Source organism: Nocardioides sp. zg-1228, from assembly GCF_017086465.1.
Lineage (GTDB): Bacteria > Actinomycetota > Actinomycetes > Propionibacteriales > Nocardioidaceae > Nocardioides.
Genome location: NZ_CP070961.1, coordinates 3,239,873 through 3,266,556, shown reverse-complemented (window position 1 = coordinate 3,266,556; position 26,684 = coordinate 3,239,873). Strand labels below are relative to the sequence as shown.

At 73.1% G+C, this 26,684-nt stretch carries 29 protein-coding genes and 1 tRNA gene; 17 read left to right on the top strand and 13 right to left on the bottom strand.

Features of this window, described 5'->3' with window-relative positions; translation table 11 throughout:
• Positions 1-192: 192 nt before the first annotated feature.
• Genes mfd through JX575_RS15705 form a run of 3 tightly spaced genes read left to right on the top strand, consistent with a single transcriptional unit; the run spans position 193 to position 4,868 of the window.
• Entirely contained in the window at positions 193-3,774 is a 3,582-nt protein-coding gene (gene mfd, locus JX575_RS15715; protein WP_186339028.1) for a transcription-repair coupling factor, read from the top strand.
• Positions 3,775-3,778: 4 nt separating this feature from the next.
• Positions 3,779-4,447: a hypothetical protein gene (locus JX575_RS15710; protein ID WP_186339027.1), complete on the top strand. Its 669-nt coding sequence runs from the start codon at positions 3,779-3,781 to the stop codon at positions 4,445-4,447.
• A 4-nt stretch (positions 4,448-4,451) separates the two neighbouring features.
• Positions 4,452-4,868 carry a MazG nucleotide pyrophosphohydrolase domain-containing protein gene (locus tag JX575_RS15705; protein WP_186339026.1) on the top strand — a complete coding sequence of 139 codons (417 nt, stop codon included), beginning with the start codon at positions 4,452-4,454 and terminating at the stop codon, positions 4,866-4,868.
• A 5-nt stretch (positions 4,869-4,873) separates the two neighbouring features.
• Here the strand turns inward: JX575_RS15705 and JX575_RS15700 are convergent, their stop codons facing one another.
• On the bottom strand, positions 4,874-5,146 hold the full coding sequence (locus JX575_RS15700; protein WP_186339025.1) for a hypothetical protein: 273 nt from the start codon (positions 5,144-5,146) through the stop codon (positions 4,874-4,876).
• Positions 5,147-5,508: 362 nt separating this feature from the next.
• Between JX575_RS15700 and eno the strand changes: the two genes are divergently transcribed.
• The 8 genes from eno to JX575_RS15660 all read left to right on the top strand — a co-directional run bounded on the left by eno (position 5,509) and on the right by JX575_RS15660 (position 10,985).
• Entirely contained in the window at positions 5,509-6,786 is a 1,278-nt protein-coding gene (gene eno, locus JX575_RS15695) for a phosphopyruvate hydratase (protein ID WP_186339024.1), read from the top strand.
• Between the two features lie 19 nt (positions 6,787-6,805).
• A complete protein-coding gene (locus tag JX575_RS15690) occupies positions 6,806-7,450 on the top strand; it encodes a septum formation initiator family protein (protein ID WP_206054419.1) in 645 nt (214 codons plus the stop codon).
• A 35-nt stretch (positions 7,451-7,485) separates the two neighbouring features.
• Positions 7,486-7,986 carry a DUF501 domain-containing protein gene (locus tag JX575_RS15685; protein WP_206054665.1) on the top strand — a complete coding sequence of 167 codons (501 nt, stop codon included), beginning with the start codon at positions 7,486-7,488 and terminating at the stop codon, positions 7,984-7,986.
• A gap of 44 nt (positions 7,987-8,030) precedes the next feature.
• The gene (locus tag JX575_RS15680) at positions 8,031-8,960 is read left to right on the top strand and encodes an exopolyphosphatase (protein WP_186342709.1); all 930 of its coding nucleotides are present in this window, start codon (positions 8,031-8,033) and stop codon (positions 8,958-8,960) included.
• Positions 8,957-9,790 carry a uracil-DNA glycosylase gene (locus tag JX575_RS15675; RefSeq protein WP_186342710.1) on the top strand — a complete coding sequence of 278 codons (834 nt, stop codon included), beginning with the start codon at positions 8,957-8,959 and terminating at the stop codon, positions 9,788-9,790. Before JX575_RS15680 ends, JX575_RS15675 begins: the two co-directional genes overlap by 4 nt.
• A gap of 13 nt (positions 9,791-9,803) precedes the next feature.
• Positions 9,804-10,322 (top strand): ACT domain-containing protein, encoded by a 519-nt coding sequence (locus JX575_RS15670; RefSeq protein ID WP_186342711.1) that lies wholly within the window; start codon positions 9,804-9,806, stop codon positions 10,320-10,322.
• A gap of 11 nt (positions 10,323-10,333) precedes the next feature.
• The gene (def, locus tag JX575_RS15665; RefSeq protein WP_186342712.1) at positions 10,334-10,891 is read left to right on the top strand and encodes a peptide deformylase; all 558 of its coding nucleotides are present in this window, start codon (positions 10,334-10,336) and stop codon (positions 10,889-10,891) included.
• Between the two features lie 17 nt (positions 10,892-10,908).
• Positions 10,909-10,985: transfer RNA gene (locus JX575_RS15660), tRNA-Leu, on the top strand.
• A gap of 39 nt (positions 10,986-11,024) precedes the next feature.
• Here JX575_RS15660 and JX575_RS15655 read toward each other — a convergent pair.
• Both JX575_RS15655 and JX575_RS15650 read right to left on the bottom strand, forming a co-directional pair.
• The gene (locus JX575_RS15655; RefSeq protein ID WP_186342713.1) at positions 11,025-11,420 is read right to left on the bottom strand and encodes a hypothetical protein; all 396 of its coding nucleotides are present in this window, start codon (positions 11,418-11,420) and stop codon (positions 11,025-11,027) included.
• On the bottom strand, positions 11,407-11,622 hold the full coding sequence (locus JX575_RS15650; RefSeq protein ID WP_222129838.1) for a helix-turn-helix transcriptional regulator: 216 nt from the start codon (positions 11,620-11,622) through the stop codon (positions 11,407-11,409). Before JX575_RS15650 ends, JX575_RS15655 begins: the two co-directional genes overlap by 14 nt.
• Before the next feature lie 188 nt (positions 11,623-11,810).
• Here JX575_RS15650 and JX575_RS15645 point away from each other — a divergent pair, with 188 nt between their 5' ends.
• Positions 11,811-12,695, top strand: coding sequence for a Bax inhibitor-1/YccA family protein (locus JX575_RS15645; RefSeq protein ID WP_186342714.1), 885 nt, complete (start codon positions 11,811-11,813; stop codon positions 12,693-12,695).
• A 110-nt stretch (positions 12,696-12,805) separates the two neighbouring features.
• Here JX575_RS15645 and JX575_RS15640 read toward each other — a convergent pair whose 3' ends face one another.
• The gene (locus JX575_RS15640; protein ID WP_186342715.1) at positions 12,806-13,858 is read right to left on the bottom strand and encodes an SGNH/GDSL hydrolase family protein; all 1,053 of its coding nucleotides are present in this window, start codon (positions 13,856-13,858) and stop codon (positions 12,806-12,808) included.
• 60 nt (positions 13,859-13,918) lie between these two features.
• Here JX575_RS15640 and JX575_RS15635 point away from each other — a divergent pair, with 60 nt between their 5' ends.
• From JX575_RS15635 to JX575_RS15615, 5 genes are read left to right on the top strand one after another with little or no spacing between them, the layout of a single operon-like run.
• Complete coding sequence (locus tag JX575_RS15635) at positions 13,919-15,310, top strand: cystathionine beta-synthase (protein ID WP_186342716.1); 1,392 nt, start codon at positions 13,919-13,921, stop codon at positions 15,308-15,310.
• A 17-nt stretch (positions 15,311-15,327) separates the two neighbouring features.
• On the top strand, positions 15,328-15,735 hold the full coding sequence (locus tag JX575_RS15630) for a hypothetical protein (RefSeq protein ID WP_186342717.1): 408 nt from the start codon (positions 15,328-15,330) through the stop codon (positions 15,733-15,735).
• Positions 15,736-15,749: 14 nt separating this feature from the next.
• Positions 15,750-16,529, top strand: coding sequence for a TSUP family transporter (locus tag JX575_RS15625; RefSeq protein WP_186342718.1), 780 nt, complete (start codon positions 15,750-15,752; stop codon positions 16,527-16,529).
• A gap of 35 nt (positions 16,530-16,564) precedes the next feature.
• A complete protein-coding gene (locus tag JX575_RS15620) occupies positions 16,565-17,632 on the top strand; it encodes a YhjD/YihY/BrkB family envelope integrity protein (protein WP_186342719.1) in 1,068 nt (355 codons plus the stop codon).
• Positions 17,629-18,258 (top strand): YigZ family protein, encoded by a 630-nt coding sequence (locus JX575_RS15615; protein WP_186342720.1) that lies wholly within the window; start codon positions 17,629-17,631, stop codon positions 18,256-18,258. The genes JX575_RS15620 and JX575_RS15615 overlap by 4 nt, the downstream gene beginning before the upstream one ends.
• 12 nt (positions 18,259-18,270) lie before the next feature.
• Here the strand turns inward: JX575_RS15615 and JX575_RS15610 are convergent, their stop codons facing one another.
• The 9 genes from JX575_RS15610 to JX575_RS15570 all read right to left on the bottom strand — a co-directional run bounded on the left by JX575_RS15610 (position 18,271) and on the right by JX575_RS15570 (position 26,531).
• Positions 18,271-19,491: an iron-containing alcohol dehydrogenase gene (locus JX575_RS15610; RefSeq protein WP_186342721.1), complete on the bottom strand. Its 1,221-nt coding sequence runs from the start codon at positions 19,489-19,491 to the stop codon at positions 18,271-18,273.
• 1 nt (position 19,492) lies between these two features.
• A complete protein-coding gene (locus JX575_RS15605; RefSeq protein ID WP_186342722.1) occupies positions 19,493-20,527 on the bottom strand; it encodes an Ldh family oxidoreductase in 1,035 nt (344 codons plus the stop codon).
• A complete protein-coding gene (locus JX575_RS15600) occupies positions 20,524-21,984 on the bottom strand; it encodes an NAD-dependent succinate-semialdehyde dehydrogenase (RefSeq protein WP_186342723.1) in 1,461 nt (486 codons plus the stop codon). Before JX575_RS15600 ends, JX575_RS15605 begins: the two co-directional genes overlap by 4 nt.
• 82 nt (positions 21,985-22,066) lie before the next feature.
• The gene (locus JX575_RS15595) at positions 22,067-23,437 is read right to left on the bottom strand and encodes an FAD-linked oxidase C-terminal domain-containing protein (RefSeq protein WP_186342724.1); all 1,371 of its coding nucleotides are present in this window, start codon (positions 23,435-23,437) and stop codon (positions 22,067-22,069) included.
• Entirely contained in the window at positions 23,434-23,976 is a 543-nt protein-coding gene (locus JX575_RS15590) for a gamma carbonic anhydrase family protein (RefSeq protein ID WP_186342725.1), read from the bottom strand. The genes JX575_RS15595 and JX575_RS15590 overlap by 4 nt, the downstream gene beginning before the upstream one ends.
• Complete coding sequence (locus JX575_RS15585) at positions 23,973-24,893, bottom strand: U32 family peptidase (RefSeq protein WP_186342726.1); 921 nt, start codon at positions 24,891-24,893, stop codon at positions 23,973-23,975. The genes JX575_RS15590 and JX575_RS15585 overlap by 4 nt, the downstream gene beginning before the upstream one ends.
• Positions 24,890-25,297, bottom strand: a complete 408-nt coding sequence (locus JX575_RS15580) for a MaoC/PaaZ C-terminal domain-containing protein (RefSeq protein ID WP_186342727.1) — start codon at positions 25,295-25,297, stop codon at positions 24,890-24,892. The genes JX575_RS15585 and JX575_RS15580 overlap by 4 nt, the downstream gene beginning before the upstream one ends.
• A complete protein-coding gene (locus JX575_RS15575) occupies positions 25,294-25,734 on the bottom strand; it encodes a MaoC family dehydratase N-terminal domain-containing protein (RefSeq protein ID WP_186342728.1) in 441 nt (146 codons plus the stop codon). Before JX575_RS15575 ends, JX575_RS15580 begins: the two co-directional genes overlap by 4 nt.
• Positions 25,734-26,531 (bottom strand): GntR family transcriptional regulator, encoded by a 798-nt coding sequence (locus JX575_RS15570; RefSeq protein WP_186342729.1) that lies wholly within the window; start codon positions 26,529-26,531, stop codon positions 25,734-25,736. Before JX575_RS15570 ends, JX575_RS15575 begins: the two co-directional genes overlap by 1 nt.
• Positions 26,532-26,684 lie beyond the last annotated feature (153 nt).

Below are 26,684 nucleotides of genomic sequence, written 5' to 3'. Positions count from 1 at the left end.
CCGTGTGTTCCTCTCAGGTGAAGTGCTGACACGCCCGGCAACGCCGGGCGTTGACGTGCTTGCTACCCGTGGGGCGTACGGGACAAACCCCTCTCCCCGTCCGCGTGTCCGGCAGCCCCCGTAGACTTTCATCCTCCCCCCCCCTCTCGGACCACAGGGGGGCTCTTACGCGTGCTCTCGAAGGGATCTCCGGTGTCGTCCACGCCCCTCGCCGCCGTCGCCCGGCGCGTCGTCGCCGCTCCCACGCTGGGCGGAGCACTGGCCGACGCCGGGGTGCAGTCCGCGCTCGACCTGACCGGCCCCGCGGCGGTGCGGCCGTTCGTGGTGCACGGGCTGGTGGAGCGCGGGCGCACGGTGCTCGCCGTCACGGCGACCTCGCGCGAGGCCGAGGACCTCGTCGAGGAGCTGGCCGACCTCGTCGACCCCGCCTCCGTGGCCTACTACCCGAGCTGGGAGACGCTGCCCCACGAGCGGCTGAGCCCCCGCAGCGACACCGTCGGACGCCGCCTCGCCGTGCTGCGGCGCCTGCGCCACCCGGGCTCCGACGTCGCCAACGGCCCGCTCAAGGTCGTCGTGGCCCCCATCCGCAGCCTGCTCCAGCCGCAGGTCGCCGGCCTCGCCGACATCGAGCCGGTCGAGCTGGCGCCGGGCGACAACCGTCCGCTGGAGGAGGTCGTGCGCGGCCTGGCCGACGCGGCCTACTCCCGCGTCGACATGGTCGAGCGGCGCGGGGAGTTCGCGGTGCGCGGCGGCATCGTCGACGTCTTCCCGCCCACCGAGGAGCACCCGCTGCGCGTGGAGTTCTGGGGCGACGACGTCGAGGACATCCGCGCCTTCTCCGTCGCCGACCAGCGCACCCTCGAGACCGTCGAGCGGCTGTGGGCGCCGCCGTGCCGCGAGCTGCTGCTGACCGACGACGTACGCCGGCGCGCCGCCGAGCTCGGCCAGGCGCACCCCCAGCTGGTCGAGCTCACCGACAAGATGGCCGCCGGCATCGCGGTGGAGGGCATGGAGTCGCTGGCGCCCGCGCTGGTCGACTCGATGGAGCTGCTCGTCGACCTGATGCCGGCCGACACCACGGTCCTCGTGCTCGACCCCGAGCGCGCCCGCACCCGCGCCCACGACCTGGTGGCGACCAGCGAGGAGTTCCTCGGCGCCTCGTGGGCCGCGGCCGCCGGCGGTGGCACGGCGCCGATCGACCTCGGCGCGGCCTCCTACCGCGAGGTCGCCGACGTCCGGCTGCACGCGCTCGGGCTGGGCCACGCGTGGTGGACGGTGAGCCCCTTCGGGATCGACACCGACGACGTGGTGCCCGACGCCGCGACCGCCGGGGTGCCGAGCCGCACCCTGCCGGTGCATCCCGCCGAGGCCTACCGCGGCGACCTCCAGCAGGCGGTCGACGACATCCGCGGCTGGGTGAGCGACGACGTCGACGTCGTCGTGGTGCACGCCGGCCACGGCCCGGCGCAGCGGTTCGTCGAGCTGCTCGGCGAGAACGACATCGCGGCCCGCCTCGTCGAGGAGGAGGAGACGGCGGGGCCCCACGTGGTCACCGTGACGTGCGGCCACCTCGTGCACGGCATCGTCGACGACGAGGCGCGCGTCGCGGTCCTCACCGGCGACGACCTGTCCGGGCAGAAGGCCTCGACGCGCGACATGCGCAAGATGCCGGCGCGGCGCAAGAAGCAGATCGACCCGCTCGAGCTCAAGGCCGGCGACTACGTCGTCCACGAGCAGCACGGCGTGGGCCGCTTCGTGGAGATGAGGCAGCGCGAGATCAGCGGCGCGGTGCGCGAGTACCTCGTCCTGGAGTACGGCCCCAGCAAGCGCGGCGGCCCCAACGACATGCTCTACGTCCCGGCCGACACCCTCGACCAGGTCACCCGCTACGTCGGCGGGGAGAACCCCAGCCTCGACCGCCTCGGCGGGGGCGACTGGACCAAGCGCAAGAACAAGGCGCGCCGTGCGGTCCGGGAGATCGCCGCCGAGCTGATCAAGCTCTATGCCGCCCGCCAGGCCACCAAGGGCTACGCCTTCGGGCCCGACACCCCGTGGCAGCGCGAGCTCGAGGACGCCTTCCCGTTCACCGAGACCGCCGACCAGCTGACGACGGTCGAGGAGGTGAAGGCCGACATGCGCCGTGTCGTGCCGATGGACCGCCTGGTCTGCGGCGACGTGGGATACGGCAAGACCGAGATCGCGGTCCGCGCGGCGTTCAAGGCGGTGCAGGACGGCAAGCAGGTCGCGGTCCTGGTGCCCACGACCCTGCTCGTCACCCAGCACCTGTCGACGTTCTCGGAGCGGATGAGCGGCTTCCCGGTCGAGATCCGCGCCCTCTCGCGCTTCCAGACCGACAAGGAGGCCAAGGAGGTCGCCGCGGGCCTCGCCGACGGCTCGATCGACATCGTCGTGGGCACCCACCGCCTGCTCAACCCCGACATCGTGGTCAAGGACCTCGGGCTCATCATCGTCGACGAGGAGCAGCGCTTCGGCGTCGAGCACAAGGAGCAGATGAAGCGGATGCGCACGTCGGTCGACGTGCTGTCGATGAGCGCGACGCCGATCCCGCGCACGCTGGAGATGGCGGTGACCGGCATCCGCGAGATGTCCACGATCACCACCCCGCCGGAGGAGCGGCACCCGGTGCTCACCTACGTCGGCGCCTACGAGGACCGCCAGGTCGTCGCGGCCGTGCGGCGCGAGCTGCTGCGCGAGGGGCAGGTCTTCTACATCCACAACCGGGTGCAGTCGATCGAGAAGGCGGCGGCCCGCATCCGCGAGCTGGTGCCGGAGGCGCGGGTCGCGACCGCGCACGGCCAGATGAACGAGCGCCAGCTCGAGCAGGTCATGCTCGACTTCTGGGAGAAGCGCTTCGACGTGCTCGTCTGCACCACGCTGGTGGAGTCGGGCCTCGACGTGTCCAACGCCAACACGATGATCATCGAGCGTGCCGACACCCTCGGCCTGTCCCAGCTGCACCAGCTGCGCGGCCGGGTCGGCCGCTCGCGCGAGCGCGCCTACGCCTACTTCCTCTATCCCGCCGAGAAGCCGATGACCGAGACCGCCCACGAGCGGCTCGCCACCCTGGCCCAGCACTCCGACCTCGGCGGCGGCATGGCCATCGCGATGAAGGACCTCGAGATCCGCGGCGCGGGCAACCTGCTCGGCGGTGAGCAGTCGGGCCACATCGCCGACGTCGGCTTCGACCTCTACGTCCGGCTGGTCGGCGAGGCGGTCGCCGACTTCAAGGGCGGGGGCGAGGAGGAGCTCGCCGAGGTGCGCATCGAGCTGCCGGTCGACGCCCACCTGCCCCACGACTACATCCCCAGCGAGCGCCTGCGGCTCGAGATCTACAAGCGGCTGGCCGAGGTGCGCACCGACGCCGACGTCGACGAGGTGCGCGCCGAGCTGGTCGACCGCTACGGCACCCCGCCGGAGGTGGTCGAGTCGCTGCTCGTCGTGGCCCGGTTCCGGGCGCGCTGCCGCCAGGCCGGCGTCCGCGAGGTCACGGTGGCCGGCAAGTACGTCCGGTTCGCGCCGGTCGACCTGCCCGAGTCGCGCGTCGTACGACTCCAGCGGCTCTACCCCCGCAGCGTCGTCAAGGCCCCCGTCAGCACGATCCTCGTGCCGCGCCCGCAGGGCACCGGGTTCCCCGTGCGTCCGGTGGCGGGCGTGGCCCTGCTTGAATGGGCCCGAGGCGTGATCGACGAGGTCGTCGCCCCGCCCGCGCCCGCGGCCAGCGGCGCCGCCCCCGCAGCATCGACCAAGGAGTGACCCCGTGAGCAAGACCCGCCTGATGACGGCCGCGACGACGGCCCTCGCAGGACTGCTGCTGACCGGCTGCGGCGGGATCAGCCCCGGCGTGGCCGTGCAGGTCGGCGACGAGGAGATCACGACCCGCGAGGTCGACCGGGTGACGGCCAACTACTGCACCGCGGTGGGCGACCTCGACACCGAGGTGCCGATGGGCTTCGTGCGCCAGTACGTCGTGCAGCTGCTGACACTGCGCGCGCAGGTGTCGCAGATCGCGGACGAGTACGGCGTCGAGCCGGGCTCGGGCTACTACAACGACGTCGCGCAGCGCCAGGGCACGGCCGCCACCAAGCCCGAGGAGGTCCGCGACGACTTCGTCGAGCTGGCGTCCGCCTCGGCGTACGCCCAGGACGTCCTCGAGCAGGTCGGGCGCGAGGTCCTCGAGGACGAGGGCACCGAGGACCCGTCCGTCGAGCAGGCGACGGACGCCGGCATCGAGGTCTTCAACGCGTGGCCCGAGACCCACGACCTCGAGATCGACCCGCGCTACGGCCTGCGCAGCGTCGAGGGGGTGCTCTCGCCGGTCGACACCAACACCTCCGTGGCGGTGGGCGACTTCGCGAAGTCGGGGCTCGCGACCGAGCCCGACCCGGCCTTCGCCTCGTCGCTGCCGGTCAACCAGCGCTGCGGCTGAGGCCATGACGGGCGGCGCTCCCCAGGGCACCGACGGCGCCGAGGGCTCCGCGCTGGAGGCCTTCGCCGACCAGATGCGGGTGCTCCAGCGCGAGTGCCCCTGGAAGCGCGAGCAGACCCACGCCTCGCTGATCCCCTACGTGCGCGAGGAGGCCGAGGAGGTCGTCGAGGCGATCGAGTCGGGCGACCCGGCCGCGCTGTGCGACGAGCTCGGCGACCTGCTGCTGCAGGTGGTGATCCACGCGGTGATGGCCGAGGAGGCCGGCGAGTTCACCCTCGACGACGTGGCTCGCGGGGTGATCGCCAAGATGGAGCGCCGCAACCCGCACGTCTTCGGCGACGCCGTCGCGACCGACACCGCCGAGGTGATGCGCCTCTACAACGCCGCGAAGGCGGCTGAGAGGGCCGAGAAGGCCGAGTAGGCCAGTCAGGGCGCGGTGGTGAGCCGGCGGGCCACGAGGCGGCCGGCGACCCCGATGGCCAGGACCGCCAGCCCGGCCAGGACCGAGCCGAGGGGGAGCGCGGCGGCCATCGCGACGCAGCCGGCCATCCCGGCCACCTGCAGGGCGCGCGGCCAGCGGCGGTGCTCGGCGGGCTGGCGCAGGGCCGCGAGGTTGGCGACGGCGTAGTAGACGAGCACGCCGAACGACGAGAAGCCGATCGCGCCGCGCAGGTCGACGAGCAGCACCAGGGCGACCACGGCGGCACCGATGACGACCTGCGCCGTGTCGGGGACCCGGTGTCGCGGGTCGACGGACGCCAGGTGGCCGGGCAGGTCGCGCGGCGGTGGCGTCGGCGACCGGCACCGCGGACGTGACCAGGGCGGCGCCGAGGACGTGCACCAGCGCCAGGGCGACCAGCAGGTAGAGCACGACGGCGGTGCCCAGCGCGACGAGGATGGCCCGGCCGAGGACCTCGGCGCAGAGCGTAGGCACCCCCGGCCGACGCCGGCCACCCGTTCGGACGCCCCGGCGACGTCGGGGTCGGGCGCGACTAGGCTGGCGGTCGAGCACGACGTTCACCTACCGACGTTCCCCTACCGACGTTCCCCAGGAGTCCTCCATGTCGATCATCGCTGCTGTCGGTGCCCGTGAGATCCTCGACTCGCGCGGCAACCCCACCGTCGAGGTGGAGGTGCTGCTCGAGGACGGTGCGTTCGGTCGGGCGGCCGTGCCCAGCGGGGCGTCGACCGGCGCCTTCGAGGCGGTGGAGCTGCGCGACGGCGGCAAGCGCTACCTCGGCAAGGGCGTGCAGAAGGCCGTCACCGGTGTCCTCGACACCATCTCCGGGGCGATCGTCGGGCTCGACGCCGACGACCAGCGCCTCGTCGACCAGACGATGCTCGACCTCGACGGCACGGCCAACAAGGCCAACCTCGGCGCCAACGCGATCCTCGGCGTCTCCCTCGCGACCGCCAAGGCCGCCGCGGAGTCGGCCGGGCTGGCGCTGTTCCGCTACGTCGGCGGCCCCAACGCGCACCTGCTGCCGGTGCCGATGATGAACATCCTCAACGGTGGCGCCCACGCCGACTCCAACGTCGACGTCCAGGAGTTCATGATCGCGCCGATCGGCGCGCCGACCTTCCGCGAGGCGCTGCAGCACGGCGCGGAGGTCTACCACGCACTCAAGTCGGTGCTGAAGAAGAAGGGCCTGTCCACCGGGCTCGGCGACGAGGGCGGCTTCGCGCCCGACCTGGCGAGCAACCGCGCCGCGCTCGACCTGATCGCCGAGGCGGTCAAGGCCGCCGGCTTCACCCTCGGCAAGGACATCGCCCTCGCGATGGACGTCGCGGCCAGCGAGTTCCACGACAAGGGCTCCTACACGTTCGAGGGCAAGAAGACGACCACGGACGCGATGGTCGACTACTACGCCGACCTCGTCGCCGCCTATCCGATCGTCTCCATCGAGGACCCGCTCGACGAGGAGGACTGGGACGGCTGGAAGGCGATCACCGAGGCCCTGGGCACCCGGACGCAGCTGGTCGGCGACGACCTCTTCGTGACCAACGTGGAGCGCCTGCAGCGAGGCATCGACGGCGGCCAGGCCAACGCGATGCTGGTGAAGGTCAACCAGATCGGCTCGCTCAGCGAGACCCTCGACGCGGTCGAGCTCGCCCACCGCGCGGGCTTCCGCAACATGATGAGCCACCGCTCGGGCGAGACCGAGGACACCACGATCGCCGACCTGGCGGTGGCCACCAACTGCGGCCAGATCAAGACCGGTGCGCCGGCCCGCTCCGACCGCGTCGCCAAGTACAACCAGCTGCTCCGCATCGAGGACGAGCTGGGTGACGCGGCTCGCTACGCCGGCCGGGGTGCCTTCCCGCGATTCGGCGGCTGAAGCAGGCACACTGGGCGCCATGCCTTCCCAGCGCCGTACGCCTCGGGGCGGGCCCGGCGGCCGCAACGGGTCGCGCGGACCGAGGCAGGGCAACAGCACGCGCCCCGGGTCCCGCGGCTCGCGCCCGCGCGGCGCGGCGGCGCGGACGACGTCCGCCCGCCCGGGCGAGCCGGGCGGTGCCGCGGCGCGCCCGGGCCCGGCGCGGCCGGCCGCGCGGCGTCCCCGCTTCACCGGCCGCGCGGCGGTGCTGGTGCTCGTGCTGGCGGTGCTGACCGTGTCCTACGCGTCCTCGCTGCGGGCCTACCTGCAGCAGCGCTCCCACATCGGCGACCTCAAGGCGCAGATCGCCGAGCGGGAGGCCAGCATCGACGACCTCGAGCGCGAGAAGAAGCGCTGGGACGACCCGGCCTACGTCAAGGCCCAGGCCCGCGCCCGGTTCGGCTACCTGATGCCCGGCGAGGCCGGCTTCGAGGTGACCGGGCCCGACGGCAGGCCGCTCGAGGCGCAGGCCTCCCTCAACGACCCCGACGACGTGATCAAGACGGTGCCCACGGCCTGGTGGACGACCGCCTGGGAGTCCATGGAGCTCGCCGGCAACCCGCCCCCGCCCGAGCAGCGCCCGGCCGACCTGGTCGACGGCACCACCGACGGAACGAAGCAGTGAGCGACGACGCGCCGACCCCCTCGCCCGAGCAGCGCATCGACCCGGCCGACGAGGCCGCCATCCGCGCCCAGCTCAAGCGCCGCCCGCGCGGCATCGACTCCGTGGGCCACCGGTGCCCCTGCGGCAACCCCGACGTGGTGACCACCGAGCCGCGGCTGCCCAACGGCACGCCCTTCCCCACGACCTTCTACCTCACCTGCCCGCGGGCTGCCTCGCGCATCGGCACCCTCGAGGGCTCGGGCCTGATGAAGGAGATGCAGGCCCGCCTCGGCACCGACGAGGAGCTGGCCGCTGCCTACCGCCGGGCGCACGAGCGCTACCTCGAGGCCCGCGCCGAGGTCGCCGAGCGGGCCGGGCTCGACGTGCCCGAGATCGAGGGGATCACCGCGGGCGGCATGCCCGACCGGGTCAAGTGCCTGCACGTGCTCGCCGCGCAGTCGCTGGCGATGGGTCGCGGGGTCAACCCCCTCGGCGACGAGGTCCTCGACCTCCTCGGCGACTGGTGGTCGGCCGGGCCCTGCGTGAGCGCCGACTGACGCGAGCCGCCGGACGCCCCGATCCGGGGCGGCACAATGACGCCATGACCGATCCCGGGCTCGTCGCCGCCGTCGACTGCGGCACCAACTCGATCAAGCTGCTCGTCGGACGCGTGCTCGACGGCGGCCGGCTCGACGTGGTGCTGCGCGAGTCGCGCGTCGTACGCCTCGGGCAGGACGTGGACCGCACAGGCGTGCTGGCCGACGAGGCCCTGGCTCGCACGCTCGCCGCCATCGACGACCTGGCCGCGATGGTCCGCGGCCAGGGCGTGGCCCCGGAGCGGGTGCGCTTCTGCGCCACGTCGGCCACCCGCGACGCCGCCAACGCGGGCGTGTTCGCCGACGGCGTGCGCGCGCGGCTGGGTGTCGAGCCGGAGGTGCTGTCGGGCGACGAGGAGGCCGCGCTGGTCTACGCCGGCGCGATCGCCGCCCAGGACCCGGTGCCGCCGGCGCCCGTGCTCGTCGTCGACATCGGCGGCGGGTCCAGCGAGCTCGTGCTGGGCGGGGGCGAGGAGCGGCAGGCGGTGTCGATGGACATCGGCTCGGTGCGCCTGCACGAGCGCCACCTCCACAGCGACCCCCCGACCGCGGCCGAGGTCGCCGCCTGCGTCGCCGACATCGACCGGCACCTCGACGACTGCGGCGTCCCGCTCCAGCGGGCGCGCACGGTCATCGGCACCTCGGGCACCATCAAGACGATCGCGTGCGGCGTGCTCGGCCTGGCGGGCTACGACCGCGACGGCTTCGACGGGGCGGTGCTGCCCAACGCCACGACGACCTCGTTCGTCGACGACCTGGTGGCGATGACGGTGGCCGAGCGGCGCACGCTGCCCTACATGCATCCCGGTCGTGCCGACGTGATCGGCGCCGGTGCGCTGATCTGGAGCCGGATCCTCGACCGGGTGCCGGTGACCGAGCACGTCGTGTCCGAGGCCGACATCCTCCACGGCATGGCGGCGGCGATCGGGCGATGAGCGAGCCGGTGCTCCTGCCGCACCCCGTCGTGGGCGGCGCGTTCTCCAGCCCGGTCGCGCCCGGCACCGGATGGCCCGACGACCCCGCCGCCCCCGACACCCCGGTCGCGCGCGACGCCGACGACGTACGCCGTCTCGCGAGCGACGTGCCGCTGGCCGAGCTCGACGCCCGGGTGAGCGTCTGCTCCGCGTGCCCGCGCCTGGTCGCCTGGCGCGAGGACGTCGCGGTGGCGAAGCGGGCCTCGTTCGCCGACCAGCCCTACTGGGGGCGGCCCATCCCCGGCTGGGGCGACCCGGAGCCCGCGCTCCTGGTCGTCGGCCTGGCCCCCGCGGCCAACGGCGGCAACCGCACCGGACGGATCTTCACCGGCGACCCCAGCGCCGACTGGCTCTTCGCCAGCCTGCACCGCACCGGGTGGGCCGCGCAGCCGACGAGCGAGCACGCCGGCGACGGGCAGCGGCTGCTGGGCGCCCGGATGGTCGCGACCGTGCGCTGCGCACCGCCGGACAACAAGCCCACCGCGGTCGAGCGCGACACCTGCGCGCCGTGGATCGCCGCCGAGCTGGCGCTGCTGCCGACGGTGCGGGTGGTGGTGGCGCTCGGTGGCTTCGGGTGGGACGGCGCGGTGCGCTCGCTCGTCGCGGCCGGTGCGCCGGCGCCGGCGCAGCGCCCGCGGTTCGGCCACGGTGCCGAGGTGGTGCTGGGCGGCGTGACCCTCCTCGGCTGCTACCACCCCTCGCCCCACAACACCTACACCCGCCGGCTCACCCGCGAGATGACCGACGAGGTCTTCGAGCGTGCCCGCGAGCTGACCGACGCCGCCGGCTGAGAGGATGCGCGGCGTGACCCTCCACGCCATCACCGTCCTCGGCCACGACCGCCCCGGCATCATCGCCGAGACCACCGGCAGGCTCGCCGGGCTGGGCCTCAACCTCGAGGACTCGACGATGACCCTGCTGCGCGGCCACTTCGCGATGATGCTGGTCTGCGAGGGCTCGGCGCCCGACGCCGAGATCGAGCAGGCGCTCGCGCCGCTCACCGCCGACGGCAGCCTGACCGTGACGGTCCGCGAGGTCCCCACCGAGCACCGGGCGGCCGGCGACGGCACGTCGTGGGTGCTGTCGGTCCACGGCGGCGACCGGCCCGGCATCGTGTCTGCCGTCGTCGCGGTCATCGCGGGCGTCGGGGGCAACATCACCGACCTCACCACCCGGCTGGCCGGCGACCTCTACCTGCTCGTCGCCGAGGTCGACCTCCCGTCCGGCGCCGACGCCAGCGCCGTGGAGCGCGAGCTCTCCCGGGTCGCGGCCGACCTCGGTGTGGGGGTCACCCTCCGCGCCGCCGACACCGACGAGCTCTGAGCACGCGAGCGATGGTCGTCAACACCCGGGTCCTGGAGTGGACCGAGACCGACCTCGGCGTGGCCGGGGAGCTCCGCGAGGTCGTCCGCGCGCCCGCCGCCGTGCTGTCGACGGTCGGCGAGAGCGTCGACCCGACCTCGCCCGACGTCGTCCGGCTCGCCGCCGACCTGGTCGCCACCATGCGGGTCTCGCCCGGCTGCGTCGGCCTGGCCGCGCCGCAGGTGGGGGTGGGCGCCAAGGTGTTCTGCGTCGACGTGTCCGCGCACCCCAAGACCCGGGCGCACCACGGCACCTTCGTGCTCTGCAACGCCGAGGTCGTCTCGGGCAGCCGCAACGAGAAGGCCCGCGAGGGGTGCATGTCGGTGCCGGACCTCACCGGCGACGTCAAGCGCGCCAGCCGGGTCGTCGTACGCGGGCAGCTGCCGGGCACCGGCGAGGAGGTCGAGATCGAGGCCGAGGCGTTCGAGGCGCGGGCGCTGCAGCACGAGATCGACCACTGCGACGGGCTGCTCTTCCTCGACCGCGCGGCCGGCGCGCACGCCGTCTACGCTCGCAAGACCTACCTCTGACCTGGCTCCAGGTCGCCGCCCCGGTATCCCAACCGGTAGAGGAAGCGGTCTTAAAAACCGCACAGTCTGGGTTCGAACCCCAGCCGGGGCACCACCAGGTCGCGATCGGGCTCCAGGTCGTGCCTGCGGCGGATCACCGGCGGAAGCGGAGCCAGACCAGCGCGGCGACGTACGCCAGTCCGCCGATGGCGCCGAGGGTGACGTAGGGCTGTCCGTCCCGCCCGAGGGCGACCTCCACGACGAATCCCACCAGGACCGCGACGAGGACGACCATCCCGCTGACGAGGGACGCGTCGCGGTCGATGCTGTTGATGCGTTCGTCCCGGCGATCGAGCAGTCCCTCGACGGTCTCGCTGCGCATGCTGAGCAACCAGGCCCCGACGGCCACCGCCGTCATCAGGGCCAGGCCGCCCCACGCGAAGGCCGTGTCGCCGCCCATGAGGCCTGCGACGAGGTAGGCCACACCGATCGCGACTGCGACGGTCGGGATCGTCCAGCGCCTGCGCTGCGTGACGTCAGTCGTCGTCATGGAAGAGCTCCTCTACTGCGGTGTCGAAGAATCGGGCGAGGCTGACGGCCAACGGGAGGGACGGGAGGTAGCGCCCCGTCTCGATCGAGATGATGGTCTGACGCGAGACGCCCATCGCCTCCCCGAGCTGGGCCTGCGACAGGCCGCGCTCGAGCCGTACCTCGCGGACGGTGTTGCGCACGACGTAAAGGGTGCTTGACATGACCAGAGTTGTCAAGGTCGCTTGACATCGCGCGCCAACCTGAGAAGTTGCTGTGAGGGGAACACTGCGGTCCGTGCCCGCGTTTCAACCGATGTCACCCCGGCTAGAGTGGCGTGACACCACAGGCGTCGTCACCGCGACGGCGCCCACCCTCCGGAAGCTCCGGGGGCGGCCTCCAAGGAGAGACCATGAAGAGCAACAACCCTGTTTTCGCCCGTTCCGAGGAGTTCAACCGCGCCTCGTCGAACGCCTACGGCAACCAGACCTACGCCGGCGGCGGCTCCGCCTACCCCGGCTACGGCGACGCCGGCACCGACCCGTCGACGTGGGGCACCGGCGCGCCCGGTCAGGTCGACCAGGGCCGGATGACCGTTGACTCGGTGGTGCAGAAGACCGCCATGTCGGTGGGCCTCGTCTTCGTGACGGCGTTCCTCACCTGGTGGTGGATCGGCGACATGGTCACGACCGACTCGTTCGGCCGCACCGTGGCCGACAGCGACGCACTGGGTCAGGCCAGCCTGCTGGCCATGCTCGGCGCGGGCGGCGCGTTCCTGCTGTCGCTGGTCAACAGCTTCAAGCGCGTGATCAGCCCCGCCCTGGTCCTGGCCTTCGCTGCCGCCGAGGGTGTCGCCCTCGGTGCGATCAGCAAGGTGTTCGACGCCCAGTTCGGTGACGGCATCGTCACCCAGGCCGTGCTCGGCACCTTCGCCGCCTTCATCGGCACGCTGGCCGCCTACAAGTTCTTCGACATCAAGGTCGGCGCCAAGTTCCGCACCTTCGTGGTCGCGGGCATGCTCGGCATGGTCGGCCTCGGCCTGCTGTCCCTGGTGCTCAGCCTCTTCGGCGTCCAGACCGGCCTGTTCGGCTTCGGCACCCTGGGCCTGGTCATGTCGATCGTCGGCCTGACGCTCGGTGTCTTCATGCTGATCCTCGACTTCGACTTCGTGGAGAACGGCGTCGCCGCCGGCCTCCCCGAGCGCGAGTCGTGGCGCGCGGCCTTCGGCCTGACCGTCAGCCTGGTCTGGATCTACACCAACCTGCTCCGGATCCTCGCGATCCTGCGTGGCGACTGATCCGCTGAGCCGCACCACCTGAACCACACACCACGGCCCGCCCGAGCACAGCTCGGGCGGGCCGCGGTGCGTCCGGAGGCTCAGTCCTGGCCGGCGGAGCTGCTGCCGGCTCAGCCGCTGGCGGGGGAGGTGCCGGCGGGGGAGACCCCGGCGGTGTCCTCCTCCTCGTGCTCGCCCGGCGACTCCGCGTCGGGGGTGGGGCGGCGCCGGCGGTGCCGCAGCTCGACCCAGCGACCGCGCAGGCCGCGCTGGGTGCCGCCGACCTCGGTGCCGTCGACCTCCGTGCCGGGCGTGCGCGCGGCACGCACGGCCGCGGCCGCGACCGGGAGGATGCCCTCGCGACGCCGCGGCTCGGGCATCGCCTCGTCCTCGGGCAGCAGGTCGAGGGCGGCCAGGCACGAGGGGACCAGCACCGACGCGAGCTGCTTGTAGCCGTCGGCCGAGGGGTGGAACCGGTCGGGACCGAAGAGCACCGCGGGAGCCGCGTCGAACTCCGGGCCGAGGATGTCGCCGAGCGAGACGGACCGGCCGCCGTTCTCCACGACCGTGATGGTCTGCGCGGCCGCGAGGCGCCGCGACCACTCGCGGGCGATCTGCTTGAGCGGCGGCGGGATGGGGCGGATGGTGCCGAGGTCGGGACAGGTGCCGACGACGACCACGATGCCCGCCTCGCGCAGGCGGCGTACGCCCTCCGCGAGGTGGCGCACCGACGCGGACGGCAGCACGGTGTTGGTGACGTCGTTGGCGCCGATGAGCACGACGGCGAGGTCGGGGTGGGTGCCGATCGCGGCGTCGACCTGCTCGCCCAGCGCGCTCGACTGGGCGCCCACCACGGCGAACGAGCGCAGGTGGACCCGGCGGTCGGCCTGGGCGGCGACGCCGGTGGCCAGGTGGGCGCCGGTCGTGTCCTCGACCCGCTCGACGCCGTAGCCGGCAGCGGCCGAGTCGCCCAGCAGGGCGATGCGGATCGCCGGCCCGGGACGGCCGCGGCCGTACCAGCCGGTGGCGTCGGGCGGGATGTCGGTCGCGTTGCCGATGATCCGCCGCGCGAACCTCGCCTCGGCGACCAGGACCCCGTAGAGCCCGGCGCCGAGCACGGACAGCCCGCCACCGCCCAGGGCGGCGGCCGATGCCAGCTTGCGTGCTGCTCCTGTTGCCCCCACACCCTGATGCTACGCAACGGCAGTGACGGTCTCGGGCGAACGGCGGGCTAGATTGGCCGGGTGCAGTACGTGAACTCGCTCCTCGACCTCATCGGCAACACTCCGCTCGTCCGGCTCGGCCGGACCCTCGACCTCCCCGAGGGCGCGGCCGCCCCCCTGGTGCTGGCGAAGGTGGAGTACCTCAACCCGGGCGGCTCGGTGAAGGACCGCATCGCGTCCCGGATGATCGAGGCCGCCGAGGCGTCGGGGGAGCTTCAGCCGGGCGGCACGATCGTCGAGCCGACCTCGGGCAACACCGGCGTCGGGCTGGCGATGGTGGCCCAGCAGAAGGGCTACCACTGCATCTTCGTGTGCCCCGACAAGGTCAGCGAGGACAAGCGCAACGTGCTCAAGGCCTACGGCGCCGAGGTCGTGGTGTGCCCGACCGCCGTCGCGCCCGAGCACCCCGACTCCTACTACAACGTCAGCGACCGCCTCGCCTCCCAGCCCGGGGCGTGGAAGCCCGACCAGTACTCCAACCCCCACAACCCGCGCTCGCACTACGAGACCACCGGCCCGGAGATCTGGGAGCAGACCGACGGCCGGATCACCCACTTCGTGACCGGCATGGGCACCGGCGGCACGATCAGCGGGGTGGGGCGCTACCTCAAGGAGCAGAACCCCGACATCCAGGTCGTCGGCGCCGACCCGGCCGGGTCGGTCTACTCCGGCGGCACCGGCCGTCCCTACCTCGTCGAGGGCGTGGGCGAGGACTTCTGGCCCGACACCTACGACCGGGGCGTGGCCGACCGCGTCATCGAGGTCTCCGACGCCGACTCGTTCGCCTTCACCCGGCGCCTGGCCCGTGAGGAGGCCATGCTCGTCGGCGGGTCCGCCGGCATGGCCGCCTTCGCCGCCCGCCAGGTCGCCCACGAGCTGGCCGCCGAGGGGCGCACCGACGCCGTGGTCGTGGTGCTGCTGCCCGACTCGGGCCGCGGCTACCTCACCAAGGTCTTCAACGACGACTGGCTCGGCCAGTACGGCTTCGCCACCGGCGCGCAGGCCGACCACCGCACCGTCGGCGAGGTGCTGCACGGCAAGGCCGGCCGGCTGCCCGACCTGGTGCACACCCACCCCGGCGAGACGATCGCCGAGGCCGTCCACATCCTGCAGGAGTACGGCGTCAGCCAGATGCCCGTCGTCCGGGCCGAGCCGCCGATCGTGGCGGCCGAGGTCGCCGGATCGGTCTCCGAGCGCACCCTCCTCGACGCGCTCTTCACCGGCAACGCCAAGCTGACCGACCAGGTCGAGGACCACATGTCGGAGGCGCTGCCGACCATCGGCTCGACCGAGGCCGCCGCCGACGCCGTCAAGCTCCTCGAGCACGCCGACGCGGTGCTGGTGCAGGAGGACGGCAAGCCCATCGGCGTGCTGACCCGCCAGGACCTGCTCACGTTCGTGGCCTCCTCGTGAGGCGGCTCGCTGCCACCGTGCTGTCCCTCGCGTGCCTCGGCGCGCTGGGCGCGTGCGGCGACGACGTCAACACCGGCACCGACCCGGTCGAGGTCGAGGTCGGCGAGGCCTTCACCTGGAACGGCTTCAGCGTCGAGGAGGGCTGGAAGCTCACCGGCGTCAAGCGGTCGACGGGCGCTGAGGAGGTGACCACCCCCGAGGTGAGGGGCACGATCACCAACGCCTCGGACGAGGAGCGGGCAGCGCTCTTCGAGATGGTGTTCTCCGCCGACGGGGCGCCGGTCGCGACCCTCAACTGCTCGGCCGCCACCATGGAGCCCGACCAGTCGCAGGAGTTCGTCTGCCCCGGCCTGAGCGCCACCATGCCCGAGGACTACGACGCCGTCGTCGTGCAGGAGTTCAGCCGAGACACCACCTCCAGCTGACGTGGGGGCTCGACATGGGTGACCTCTCCGCCGAGGTCGTCCTCTTCCTGGTGCTGGCGGCGCTGGTCGCCGGGTTCGTCGACGCCGTCGTCGGCGGCGGTGGCCTGGTGCAGCTGCCCGCCCTGCTGATCGGCCTGCCGGGCGCCTCGGTGGTCCAGATCGCGGCCACCAACAAGCTGGCCTCCTTCTGCGGCACGTCGATCAGCGCAGCGACGTACGTGCGGCGCATCCGGCCCGACCCGCGCACGTTCCTGCCGCTGATGCTGGCCGCCGGCCTCGGGTCGGCGGGGGGAGCGCTGGTGGCCTCGATGCTGCCGCGCAGCGCCTTCGACCCGATCATCCTCGTGGTGCTGGTGGTCGTCGGCGGCTACGTCCTGATGCGCCCCAGCGTCGGCGAGCTGACCCGGCTGCGCTTCCAGCAGGGCCGACACCTCGCCGTCGTGGCCCTGACCGGCCTGACCATCGGGTTCTACGACGGCGCCATCGGCCCCGGCACCGGCTCGTTCCTGGTGTTCGCGCTGGTCGGGCTGCTGGGCTACAACTTCCTCGAGGCGTCCGCCAAGGCCAAGCTCGCCAACTGGGCGACCAACCTGGCCGCGTTGGCCGTCTTCATCCCCCAGGGCGCGGTCATCTGGGACCTCGCGCTGGTCATGGCGGCTGCCAACGTGACCGGCGGCTACTGCGGCGCCCGGCTGGCGATGGCGCGCGGCGCGCGCTTCGTCCGGGCGTTCTTCCTCGTCGTGGTGTCGGGGTTCGTCGTGCGACTCGGCGGACAGCTGCTCGGCTGGTGGTGACGGGATCGGCGGATGCGCCCGGTAGCCTCCATCAGGTGGGAGCGGTCTCGGCAGTCGACGGGTTCCAGCGTCGGCATCCCGTGCTGGGCTTCCCGATCGCCGTCGTCTACAAGTTCTTCGACGACCAGGGTCCCTACCTGGCGGCCGCGCTGACCTACTACGCCTTCATCGCGATCTTCCCGCTGATGCTGCTCGGCACCTCGATCCTCGGCCTGGTCCTGCGCAACGAGCCGCAGTGGCAGGAGGCGATCCTCAACTCCGCGCTCTCGCAGTTCCCGATCATCGGCGACGAGCTCGGCCGGCCCGAGGGGCTGCAGGGCTCGGTCACCGGTGTCGTCGTCGGTGGGCTCGCCGCGCTCTACGGCGCGATGGGGCTCGGCCAGGCGCTGCAGAACACCCAGCACGTCGCCTGGTCGGTGCCGCGCAACAGCCGTCCCAACCCGTTCTACGCCCGGGTCAAGACGCTGCTGCTGCTCCTGACCGCCGGCCTCTCGCTGCTCGCGGTGACGATCGTGTCGACCATCGCCAGCACCACCGACCTGTTCACCGAGGTCATCGGCGGCGCGGTGAAGGGGCTGCTCCCGCTGCTCACCGTGCTGCTGGTCGGCACCGGGTTGACCTACCTCTTCCGCTTCGCCGCCACCGGCCAGCACTCGTTCTGGCGGGCGGCGCCGGGAGGGTTCACCCTCGCGGTGATGTGGCAGCTGCTCCAGATCGGCGGCGCGGCCTACGTCGACCGCACGCTGGTCAACACCACCTCGATGACCAAGACGTTCGGCCTCGTCCTCGGCCTGATCGGCTTCCTGTGGATCGGCGCGGTGATGGCCGTGCTGGCCACCGAGATCAACGTGGTGCTCTCGCGCCGGCTGTGGCCGCGGGCCCTGCTCACGCCGTTCACCGACAACGTCGAGCTCACCGATGCCGACCGCACGGCCTACGCCCTCTACGCGGGCATGCAGCGGCACAAGGGGTTCGAGGAGGTGGTGGTGCGCTGGAAGCCCGGCCCCACCGAGAGTCCTGCCCAGAATCCCACCGAGGGTCCCACCGAGAGTCCCGCCGCCGAGCCCGACACGACCGACGAGCCGTCGCAACGCCCGGCGTGACGTCCTACCTCACGATCGCGCGCGACGCGAGCGCGATGGTGGAGGACCGCGGCTCGCGCTTCCTGTGCACGCTGCGCCGGGTGTCCACCGAGGACGAGGCCCGCGCGCTCGTGGCCGCCCTGCGCCGCGAGCACTGGGACGCGCGCCACCACTGCTCGGCGTTCGTGCTCGGTCCGGACGCCGCCGTCCAGCGCTCCTCCGACGACGGCGAGCCGGCGGGCACGGCGGGCGCCCCGATGCTGGAGGTGCTCCGCGGGGCCGGGCTGAGCGACGTCGCGGCGGTGGTGACCCGGTGGTTCGGCGGCACGCTGCTGGGCGCGGGCGGCCTGGTCCGGGCGTATGGCGACGCCGTGCGGGGTGCGGTGGCCGAGGCCGGGGTGCTGCGCCGCTCGCTGCTGACCGAGCTGGCGGTCGACCTCGACCACGCCGACGCGGGCCGCGTGGAGGGGGAGCTGCGCGCACGGGGCGTCGCGGTCCTCGACGCGACGTACGACGCGCAGGTGCGGCTGCTGCTGGCCGCCCCGCCCGGTGAGGTCGAGCGCCTCGACGAGCTCGTCGCCGCGGCCACGGGCGGCCGGGTGCGCCCGGTCGCGGTGGGGGAGCGGTGGGTCGACGTCAGCGCGTGACGTCCCGGTCGATCAGCGAGTCGCTGCGGTGGGGTCGCCGAGCCACGCGGCCTCGAGCAACGCCGTCAGGCTGGCGGTGTCGGTCGGACCCGGGTGGTTCTGGATCAGCCGGGTGACCCCGCTGGCCATGTCGGCGAACCGCGGCAGGTCGGCGCGCTCGACGCCGATGTCGGCCAGGCTGGCGGGGATGCCGATGTCTGCCAGCAGCTGGACGAGCCAGGGCACGAACGCGTCCGCGGCCTCGCTCTCCGAGGAGCCGTCCACCTCCAGTCCGCACACCCTCGACAAGGTGGCCAGCCGGTCGCCGATCACCTCGCGCGCCGCGACCAGGGCGTAGGGCAGCAGCAGTCCCACTCCGAGGCCGTGCGGCGTGTGGGTGGCTGCGCCGATCGGGTACTGCAGGGCGTGCGGGGCGCCGTTGCCTGCGTGCGAGAACGCCAGCCCGGCGAGCACGGACCCGTAGGACATGTCCGCCCGGGCCACCACGTCGTTGCCGTCGCGGACGGCGCGGCGCAGGCTGCGGGCGATGCGCTCGGCGCCCTGGAGCGCGTAGTGGTCGGTGATCGGGTTGCGGCCGAGGAAGACCTGCTCCACCAGGTCGCGCGGTTCGTGGGCACGGGGGGCGGCGATGTAGCTCTCGACCGCGTGGCAGAACGCGTCGATGCCGGAGTACGCCGTGGCGGTCGCGGGGCACGAGTAGGTGAGCTCGGGGTCGACGACGGCGAAGTCGGGCACGATGTGGACGCTCGAGACACCGACCTTCAGCTCGCGCTCGGGGTCGGTCAGCACGGACACGGGGGTGAGCTCGGAGCCTGTGCCGGATGTCGTGGGCACGGCCACGAGGGGCATCGTCGGTCCGGGCACCCGGGACTCGCCGTAGTAGTCGCGCGGCGCTCCGCCGTAGCGGTGGATGACCCCGACGATCTTGGCGAGGTCGATGACCGTGCCGCCACCGATGGCGAGCAGCACATCCGCGTCGACCTGGGCAGCGGCGGCCACCGCGAGGTCGACGTCCGTGAGGGGCACGTCGGGCGTCGCGTCGGCGAAGACCGCCACCGTGGCGACCCTGGCCTGCACGGCGGCGATCAGCTCGGCCACCCGCGGCTGGGCGAGGAGGACGCGGTCGGTCACGATGAGGACGCGCGAGCCGCACTCGGCCACCACCCGCGGGACGTTCTCCGCGACTCCCTCGCCCACCATCAGCTGGCGTGGTCCACGAACGGTCTCGAGCATGTCAGTGCCTTTCGGAGAGGTCGGCTGCGATCTGTTGGGCGGTCGCCCAGGTCCCCTGGGCGACCGGGACGCCGGCAGCGAGGTTGGCGGCGCGGGTGGCCCGGGCTCGGTCGCCGGGGACGAGGACCCGGTCGTGCCCCGGCGCCGGCGTGGTCTGCCGGAGCGTGGCGAGGTAGTCGGCGACCGGAGCGGTGCCGGACCCGAAGACCGCCGGGTCCATGGCGATGAAGAGGTCGCCCTTGGTGGACGGATCGGTCGGGTCGAGGGTCCCGCGCACGTCCTGGCCGAGCGCCGTGCGGGTCAGGGTCGCGACCAGCACCTCGAGCATGACGCCGAGGGCGTAGCCCTTCGGGCCCCCGAACGGACTGATCGCCCCGTCGACCGCGGCGGCGGCGTCCGTGGTCGGCACGCCGTCGGCGTCGACAGCGTCCCCGGGCGCCAGCGGCAGGCCGCGGGCGGCGTGGTCGAGGACCTTGCCGCGCGACACCTGGCCGGTCGCCATGTCGAGGACGAGCGGGTCCTCGCCCGGCACCGGCACCGCGACGGCGAGCGGGTTGGTGCCGACCAGTGCCTGGGTCCCGCCCCACGGGTGGACCAGGGCCTCGCTGGTGGTCAGCGCGATGCCGACGACTCCTGCCGCGGCCATCGCCTCGACGTAGGGCGCAAGCATGCCCAGGTGGTTGGCGTTGCGGACGGCGGCGACCGCCACCCCGCTCTCGGCGACCCTGCCGAGCAGCTCCTCGGTGGCGCGCCGGGCGATCGGGGGACCGAGCCCGCCGTCACCGTCGACGACGAGGACCGACTCCGTGACCCAGGTGCTCGTGGGCCGGGCGTCCGCCCGTGCGGCACCGCTGCGCAGCCGTTGGGCGAGCATGTCGAGGCGGCGGAGGCCGTGGGAGGCGTGGCCGCGGAGGTCGCCCTCCAGCAGCAGCTCCGCCTGCTCGCGCGCCGCCGCCTCCGGCACCCCGAGGGCGGTGAGGACGCGCGTGGACACGTCGCGGTGCTCGCTGACGGGCACCCGGAGCAGGTCGGTCACGGCAGGTCGACCGCCGCGTAGGTGACCTCGAGGTACTCGAGGATGCCCTCGTGCGACCCCTCCTTGCCGATCCCGGACTGCTTCACGCCGCCGAAGGGGGCCGACGGGTCCGAGATCAGGCCCCGGTTGATGCCGAGCATCCCGGTCTCCAGGCCCTCGGTGAAGCGGAGCGCGCGCTGGAGGTCCCGGGTGAAGACGTAGCCGACCAGGCCGTGCTCGGTGTCGTTGGCCTTCGCCATCACCTCGTCGTCGGAGGTGAAGGAGATGATCGGCGCCACCGGGCCGAAGATCTCCTCCTCCAGCAGCCGGGCGTCCTCGGGGACGTCGACCAGGACCGTCGGCGGGTAGAAGTACCCCGGGCCGTCCGGGCGCTCGCCGCCCACCAGGACCTTGGCGCCGCGCTCGACGGCGTCGGTGACGAGGCCGTCGATCTTGGTGACCGAGGCCTCGTCGATCAGCGCCCCGACGTCCGTGCCGTCCTCGAGCCCGTGGCCCATCGACAGCGCGCCCATCCGCTCGGTGAAGCGCGCCGTGAACTCCTCGCGCACCGGCTCCTCGACGTAGATGCGGTTGGCCGCGATGCACGACTCGCCGATGTTGCGCATCTTGGCCACCATCGCGCCGTCCACCGCCACGTCGAGATCGGCGTCGGCGCACACGATCAGGGCCGCGTTGCCGCCGAGCTCCATGGAGGTCCGCAGCACGTTGTCGGCCGCCTGACGCAGCAGCAGGCGGCCGACCTCGGTCGAGCCGGTGAACGAGACCTTGCGGGTCCGCCGATCGGCGAGGAGCGCCGAGACGACCTCGCCGGAACGCTCGGTCGTCACCACGTTGACGACGCCCGGAGGGACGCCGACCTCCTCCATGATGCGGGCGAGGAGCAGCATCGTGAGGGGCGTCTGCCCGGCAGGCTTGGTGATCGTCGTGCAGCCAGCGGCCAACGCCGGAGCGATCTTGCGCGCCCCCATGGCCAGGGGGAAGTTCCAGGGTGTCACGAAGACACACGGGCCGACCGGCTTCGGCACGGTGAGGATGCGGTAGCCCCCGGCGGGAGCGGTGCTGTAGCGGCCCTCCACGCGCACCGCCTCCTCGGCGAACCAGCGGAAGAACTCCGCGCCGTAGGCCACCTCGCCACGGGCCTCGGCGAGCGGCTTGCCCATCTCGAGCGTGATGAGCCGGGCGATCTCCTCGGTCCGGTCGGTCAGGGCCTGGTAGGTCGCGGTCAGCAGCTCCGAGCGCTTGCGCGGCGGTGTCGCTGCCCAGGCCGCCATCGCCTCCGTCGCGGCATCGAGGGCGGCGAGGCCGTCCTCGGGGCCGGCGTCCGGGACCTCGGCGATGATCGCGCCCGTGGCCGGGTCCTCGACGTCGAACGTCGCCCCGTCGGCGGCGGCGCGCCAGGTGTCGCCGATCCGGAGCCGCCGGTGCTCGGCGGCCAGGACGTTCATGGGGTCACTCATTGCCGTCTCCTGTGAGGTGCTGGTGGTGTGCGTGGGTGCCCGGGTGGTGTCACCCGGGGCAGGGCAGGACTGGGGATGCGGGTCACACGACCTTGCCGGGGTTGAGGAGGCCGAGCGGGTCGAACGCTTCCTTGACCCGCCGCTGCAGGCGCAGCCCGACGCTGCCGATCTCCTGCTCGAGCCACGGCCTCTTCAAGGTCCCGACGCCGTGCTCGCCGGTGATGGTCCCCCCGAGCTCGAGCGCGAGCTGCATGATCGCGCCGAACGCGGCCTCGGCCCGGGCTGCGGACGCGGCATCGCCGCGGTCGAAGACCACGTGGGGGTGCATGTTGACGTCACCGATGTGTCCGGGGCACAGGATCCGGACGTCGTGCTCGGCGGCGATCCCGGCGATGCCGTCGAGCAGGTCGACGAGCCTGGCCCGCGGCACGGCGACGTCGTCGACGAAGCTCGCCCCGACGTGCTCGACCGCGGGGTTGATCATCCGGCGCGCGGCGAGCAGCATCTCCGACTCCTCCGCGTCGCTCGCGACGGCGACGTCGGTGGCGCCGAGCCGCTCGCACAGCTCGCCCATGGCCGTGACGTCGTCGGCGGCCAGCGGCCCGCGGTCGGACTGCAGCAGCAGCATGGCCTGCGCCGACTCCGACAGGCCCATGTCCCGGTAGGCCTGGATGGCGGCGATGGAGGGGCCGTCGAGGAACTCGAGCAGGGAGGGCCGGATGCCCGACGACATGATCTGCATGGCGGCCTCGAGCGCAGGTGGCACCGCGTCGAAGAGCGCGACCATCGTCAGCGCGTCCTCGGGAGCCGGTCGCAGCGACACGGTGGCCTGGGTGATCACGCCGAGCGTCCCCTCCGAGCCCACCAGCAGCTTGGTCAGCTCGTAGCCGGCCACACCCTTCACCGTGCGCCGGCCCGTGCGGATGACCTCACCGTCGGCGAGCACGACCTCGAGGCCGCGCACGAAGTCGCCGGTGACGCCGTACTTCACGCAGCACAGGCCGCCGGCGTTCGTGGCGATGTTGCCGCCGATCGTCGACTCCTCCCACGACGACGGGTCGGGCGGGTAGTAGAGCCCGGCGTCGAGGGCAGCACGCGACAGGACCGCGTTGACGACACCGGGCTCGACGACGGCGACCTGGTCGAGCGGGTCGATCTCGACGATCGCGTCCATCCGGGCCAGCGAGAGCAACAGGCAGCCGTCCACGGCGTTCGCGCCACCGGAGAGGCCGGTGCGCGCTCCCTGCGGGACGACGGGCACGCGGTGTCGGGTCGCCCACCGCATGACGACCTGCACCTGCTCGGTCGTCCGTGGCCGCACCAGGGCCAGCGGCGTCCCGGCCGGGCACAGGTCCGCGCGGTCGCGGCGATGGTTCTCGACGGTCACCGGTTCGACGACCACCACGTCGGCGGGCAGCGCCGCCATCAGCTCGTCGAGCGCCGCGCCGCTCATCGGGCGTCGTCCCACGGAAGGGCGAGGAGGTACTCGTCTCGCAGCCGCTGGTAGATCCGGCCGTTCTCGCGCAGGCCCTCGACCTTCTCCTCGTCGAGCTCGCCGCGCACCTTGGCCGGGACACCCGCGAGGAGGGACCGCGGAGGTGTCTCCCGGCCCTCGAGCACGACTGCTCCCGCGGCGAGGAGCGACTCGGAGCCGACCCGCGCCCCGTTGAGCACCCGCGAGCCCATGCCGACCACGACGTCCTCGCCGATCGAGCATCCGTGCAGCACGACGCCGTGGCCGACCGAGGTGTTGCGGCCCACGGAGAGGTGCAACCCGTCGTCGGTGTGGAGGACGGAGTTGTCCTGGATGTTGGCGTCCGGTCCGACCTCGATCGTGCCCTCCTCCGCGCGGAGGACGGAGCCGAACCAGATGCTGGCTCCGGCGCGCACCGTCACGCGGCCCACGAGCACCGCGGTGGGCGCGACCCAGGCGCCCGGCTCGACCACGGGCGCCACGCCGCGCAGCGTCACCAGCAGCGGACCGCCCCTCATGCGCGGGTCCCGGTGACGGCGGGGGCGGTGGGGTGCTCGACGAGGTCGGGGGCCAGCTCGGCCAGCAGCCGCAGGACGAGCTCGGCCCGGCGGACCCGCTCCCGGCCCAGGTCCACCGCCACGCGGGCGAGGTGTGCCCCGACGGGGTAGATGTGGGGGGCGTTGCGCACCCCCAGCTTGAGGTAGACCGGCGCGGCCACCCGCACGACCTCGGCCACCTCGTACATCCGGACGCTGCCGCCCTGGTCGTCGGGGACCTCGAGGTACATGTCGATGGGTGCGGTCGTCGCCGCCCGGATCTCGGCGAGCTGCGCGATGGTGAGGTCGGTGGACACGTTGAGGCTCGTGGCGCCCGCCCGCTCGTAGAGCGCCGCCGTGGGTCCGTTGCCCAGCGGCATCAGCACCGAGGTCTTGAGGACCAGGTCGGCCGGGAGGTCGCCGGCGGCCTTCATCCGGCCGAGCAGCTCGAGGACGCCGAGGTCACCGACGAGCAGGCTGCGCACGCCCAGGTCGCAGGCGCGGACGGCGTCGGCCAGCGAGGCGCCGACCGCCGCGTTGCCGCGGGCGGCGCCACCGACGGCGGCCGAGACCTTGGCCTGCGCGCCGGTGTCCCAGGCGCCGCGCGGACCGAGGAAGAGGCAGACCTCGACGTCGTGGTCGCGGGCGAGCTCCACCATCGCGGTGATCTCGTCGTCGGTGAGCATCATGATGCCGCTGCCCTGGGAGATGCGGTCGATGGGGACCCCGCGGGTGGTGGCCTCCTCCAGCACCGCCGCCATCACGGCCGGCCCTTCACAGCTCGGGATCTCGATGCGGTACCGGCGCCCGTCGGGGAACCGGCCCGCCGACTCCGGCTCGCCGGTCACCACCGGGTGCCCGAGGCCGGCCACCAGCGTCCTGATCTGGTCCAAGGTCATGCGTTGCTCCCTGAGGGGTCGTCGAGCTCGATCGTGGCGGCGCCGGTCGTCGTGATGTCGCCGTCGCCGTTGCGTGTCCAGAGCGAGAGCTCGACCGTGGAGCCCTCCCGCCGAGTCACTTCGCCGCCGCAGGCCACCGCCTGGTCGCGGAAGTCCATCCCGCGGTAGGAGACCTCGAACGAGGTGACCCGGCCCCGGCCTGCGAACCAGTCGTCGACGAGCTGTCCGAGCCATGCCGCCTTCAGCAGCCCGTGGACGGACAGCTCGGGGTGGCCGCGCTCGTGCGCGAAGGGCAGGTCGTAGTGCATCTCGTAGAAGTCACCGCTGGACCCGGCGTACTGGACGAGGGTGCGCAGCGAGGCGGTGTGGGCGCGTTCGAAGCGCTCGGGCGTGGCGTCGGTCATCGGCGGATCCTCGTCCCGATGTGGCGGACGGCGACCGTGTCGTCCGGGCGGACGAACTCGGTCTCGAAGGTGAGCACGGCCAACGTCCCGCTGCGGCCGTGCTTCTCGCTCACGGCCGTGAAGGTCAGGCGAGAGCGCAGCTCGTCCCCGAGGGTGAGCCGCGGCCCGGCGTACTCGAAGCGGTCACCGCCGTTGATCCAGCCGAGCCCGTAGGCCTCGGCCGCCGGCATCGGCGGGGGCTCGGACAGGAAGCAGGCGCAGATCGTCAACGGGACGTCGGTGCCTTGTGGGTCCAGGCCGAGGGTGCGGCGGTAGTCGGCGAGGTGTCGTCGTTCGATCACGTCGACGCGCTGGGGGCCCTGCCAGCCCACGGCCTCGCGGAGCCGGGTCAGCGCGGGACTGTCCGTGCCCGCCTCCGCGGGCCTGCCGGCCGCCATCACGCGCCCTGCCCGGGAGCGTCGTCCGGCGTGTCCGGAGCGTCCTGAGCGGACGACTCCAGCTGCGCGCGGACCTCTGCGAACCAGGCCTCCGACTGGGGCGAGTTCCCGCCGAGGAGCTCCTCGGCATCGAGGAGGAAGGTGCGCTGGCCGTGGTCGCGGAGCACCTCGAGCAACCCGTCGCGGTCCCCGGCCACCGCGAGGTCGAGCAGGGGTCGGTGTCGGACGGCATCCTCCGCGATGGACTCCAGGCCGGCCCGCGCGCGCCGGTTCATCGCCATGCAGAGCTGCATCTGCAACGACAGGGACCGGTAGGTCTCCTCGATCCGACTGTGGCCCGCCAGCCCCACGAGGGCGAGGTGGAACGCGAACGCGTGCCTGGTGTGCTCCTCCTGGTCGACGCCGGTGGTGGCCTCGAGGTCGGCGTAGGCGGCGCGCAGCCGGTCCAGACGGCTCTGCTCCACCACGGGGACGCCGAGCTGGACGGCGAGCGTCTCGAGCTCGGCGCGCAGGGTGTAGATCTCGTAGATGTCGTGGGCCGTGAGCGGCCTGACGATCGCACCGCGCCGGGGCGCCTGCACGATCAGACCCTCCTGCTCGAGCACGGCCATCGCCTCCCGCAGGGGCGAGCGACTGACGCCCAGCTGGGCGGTCAGGGTGTTCTCCGGGAGTCGGTCGCCGGGCAGCAGCTCACCGCTGAGGATCATGGAGCGGAGCGCCTCGGCGGCGAGCACGGACATCGTGGGTGGCGCGGCGATGCGCCGTTCGGCGCCCGCAGGTTCCTGGTGTGGACTCATGACTCACCCTCTCGCACGATCCGGTCGGCACGGCGGTCCGACCGTGTGCCGCAGCCCGGCCGCGACGGTCGCGGCAGTGCGGCATTTCACATGAATTCCCTTGTGATGCTTGCCACAGCGGCTGATGTTCTGTAGACAGTATTCCGTCGCGGG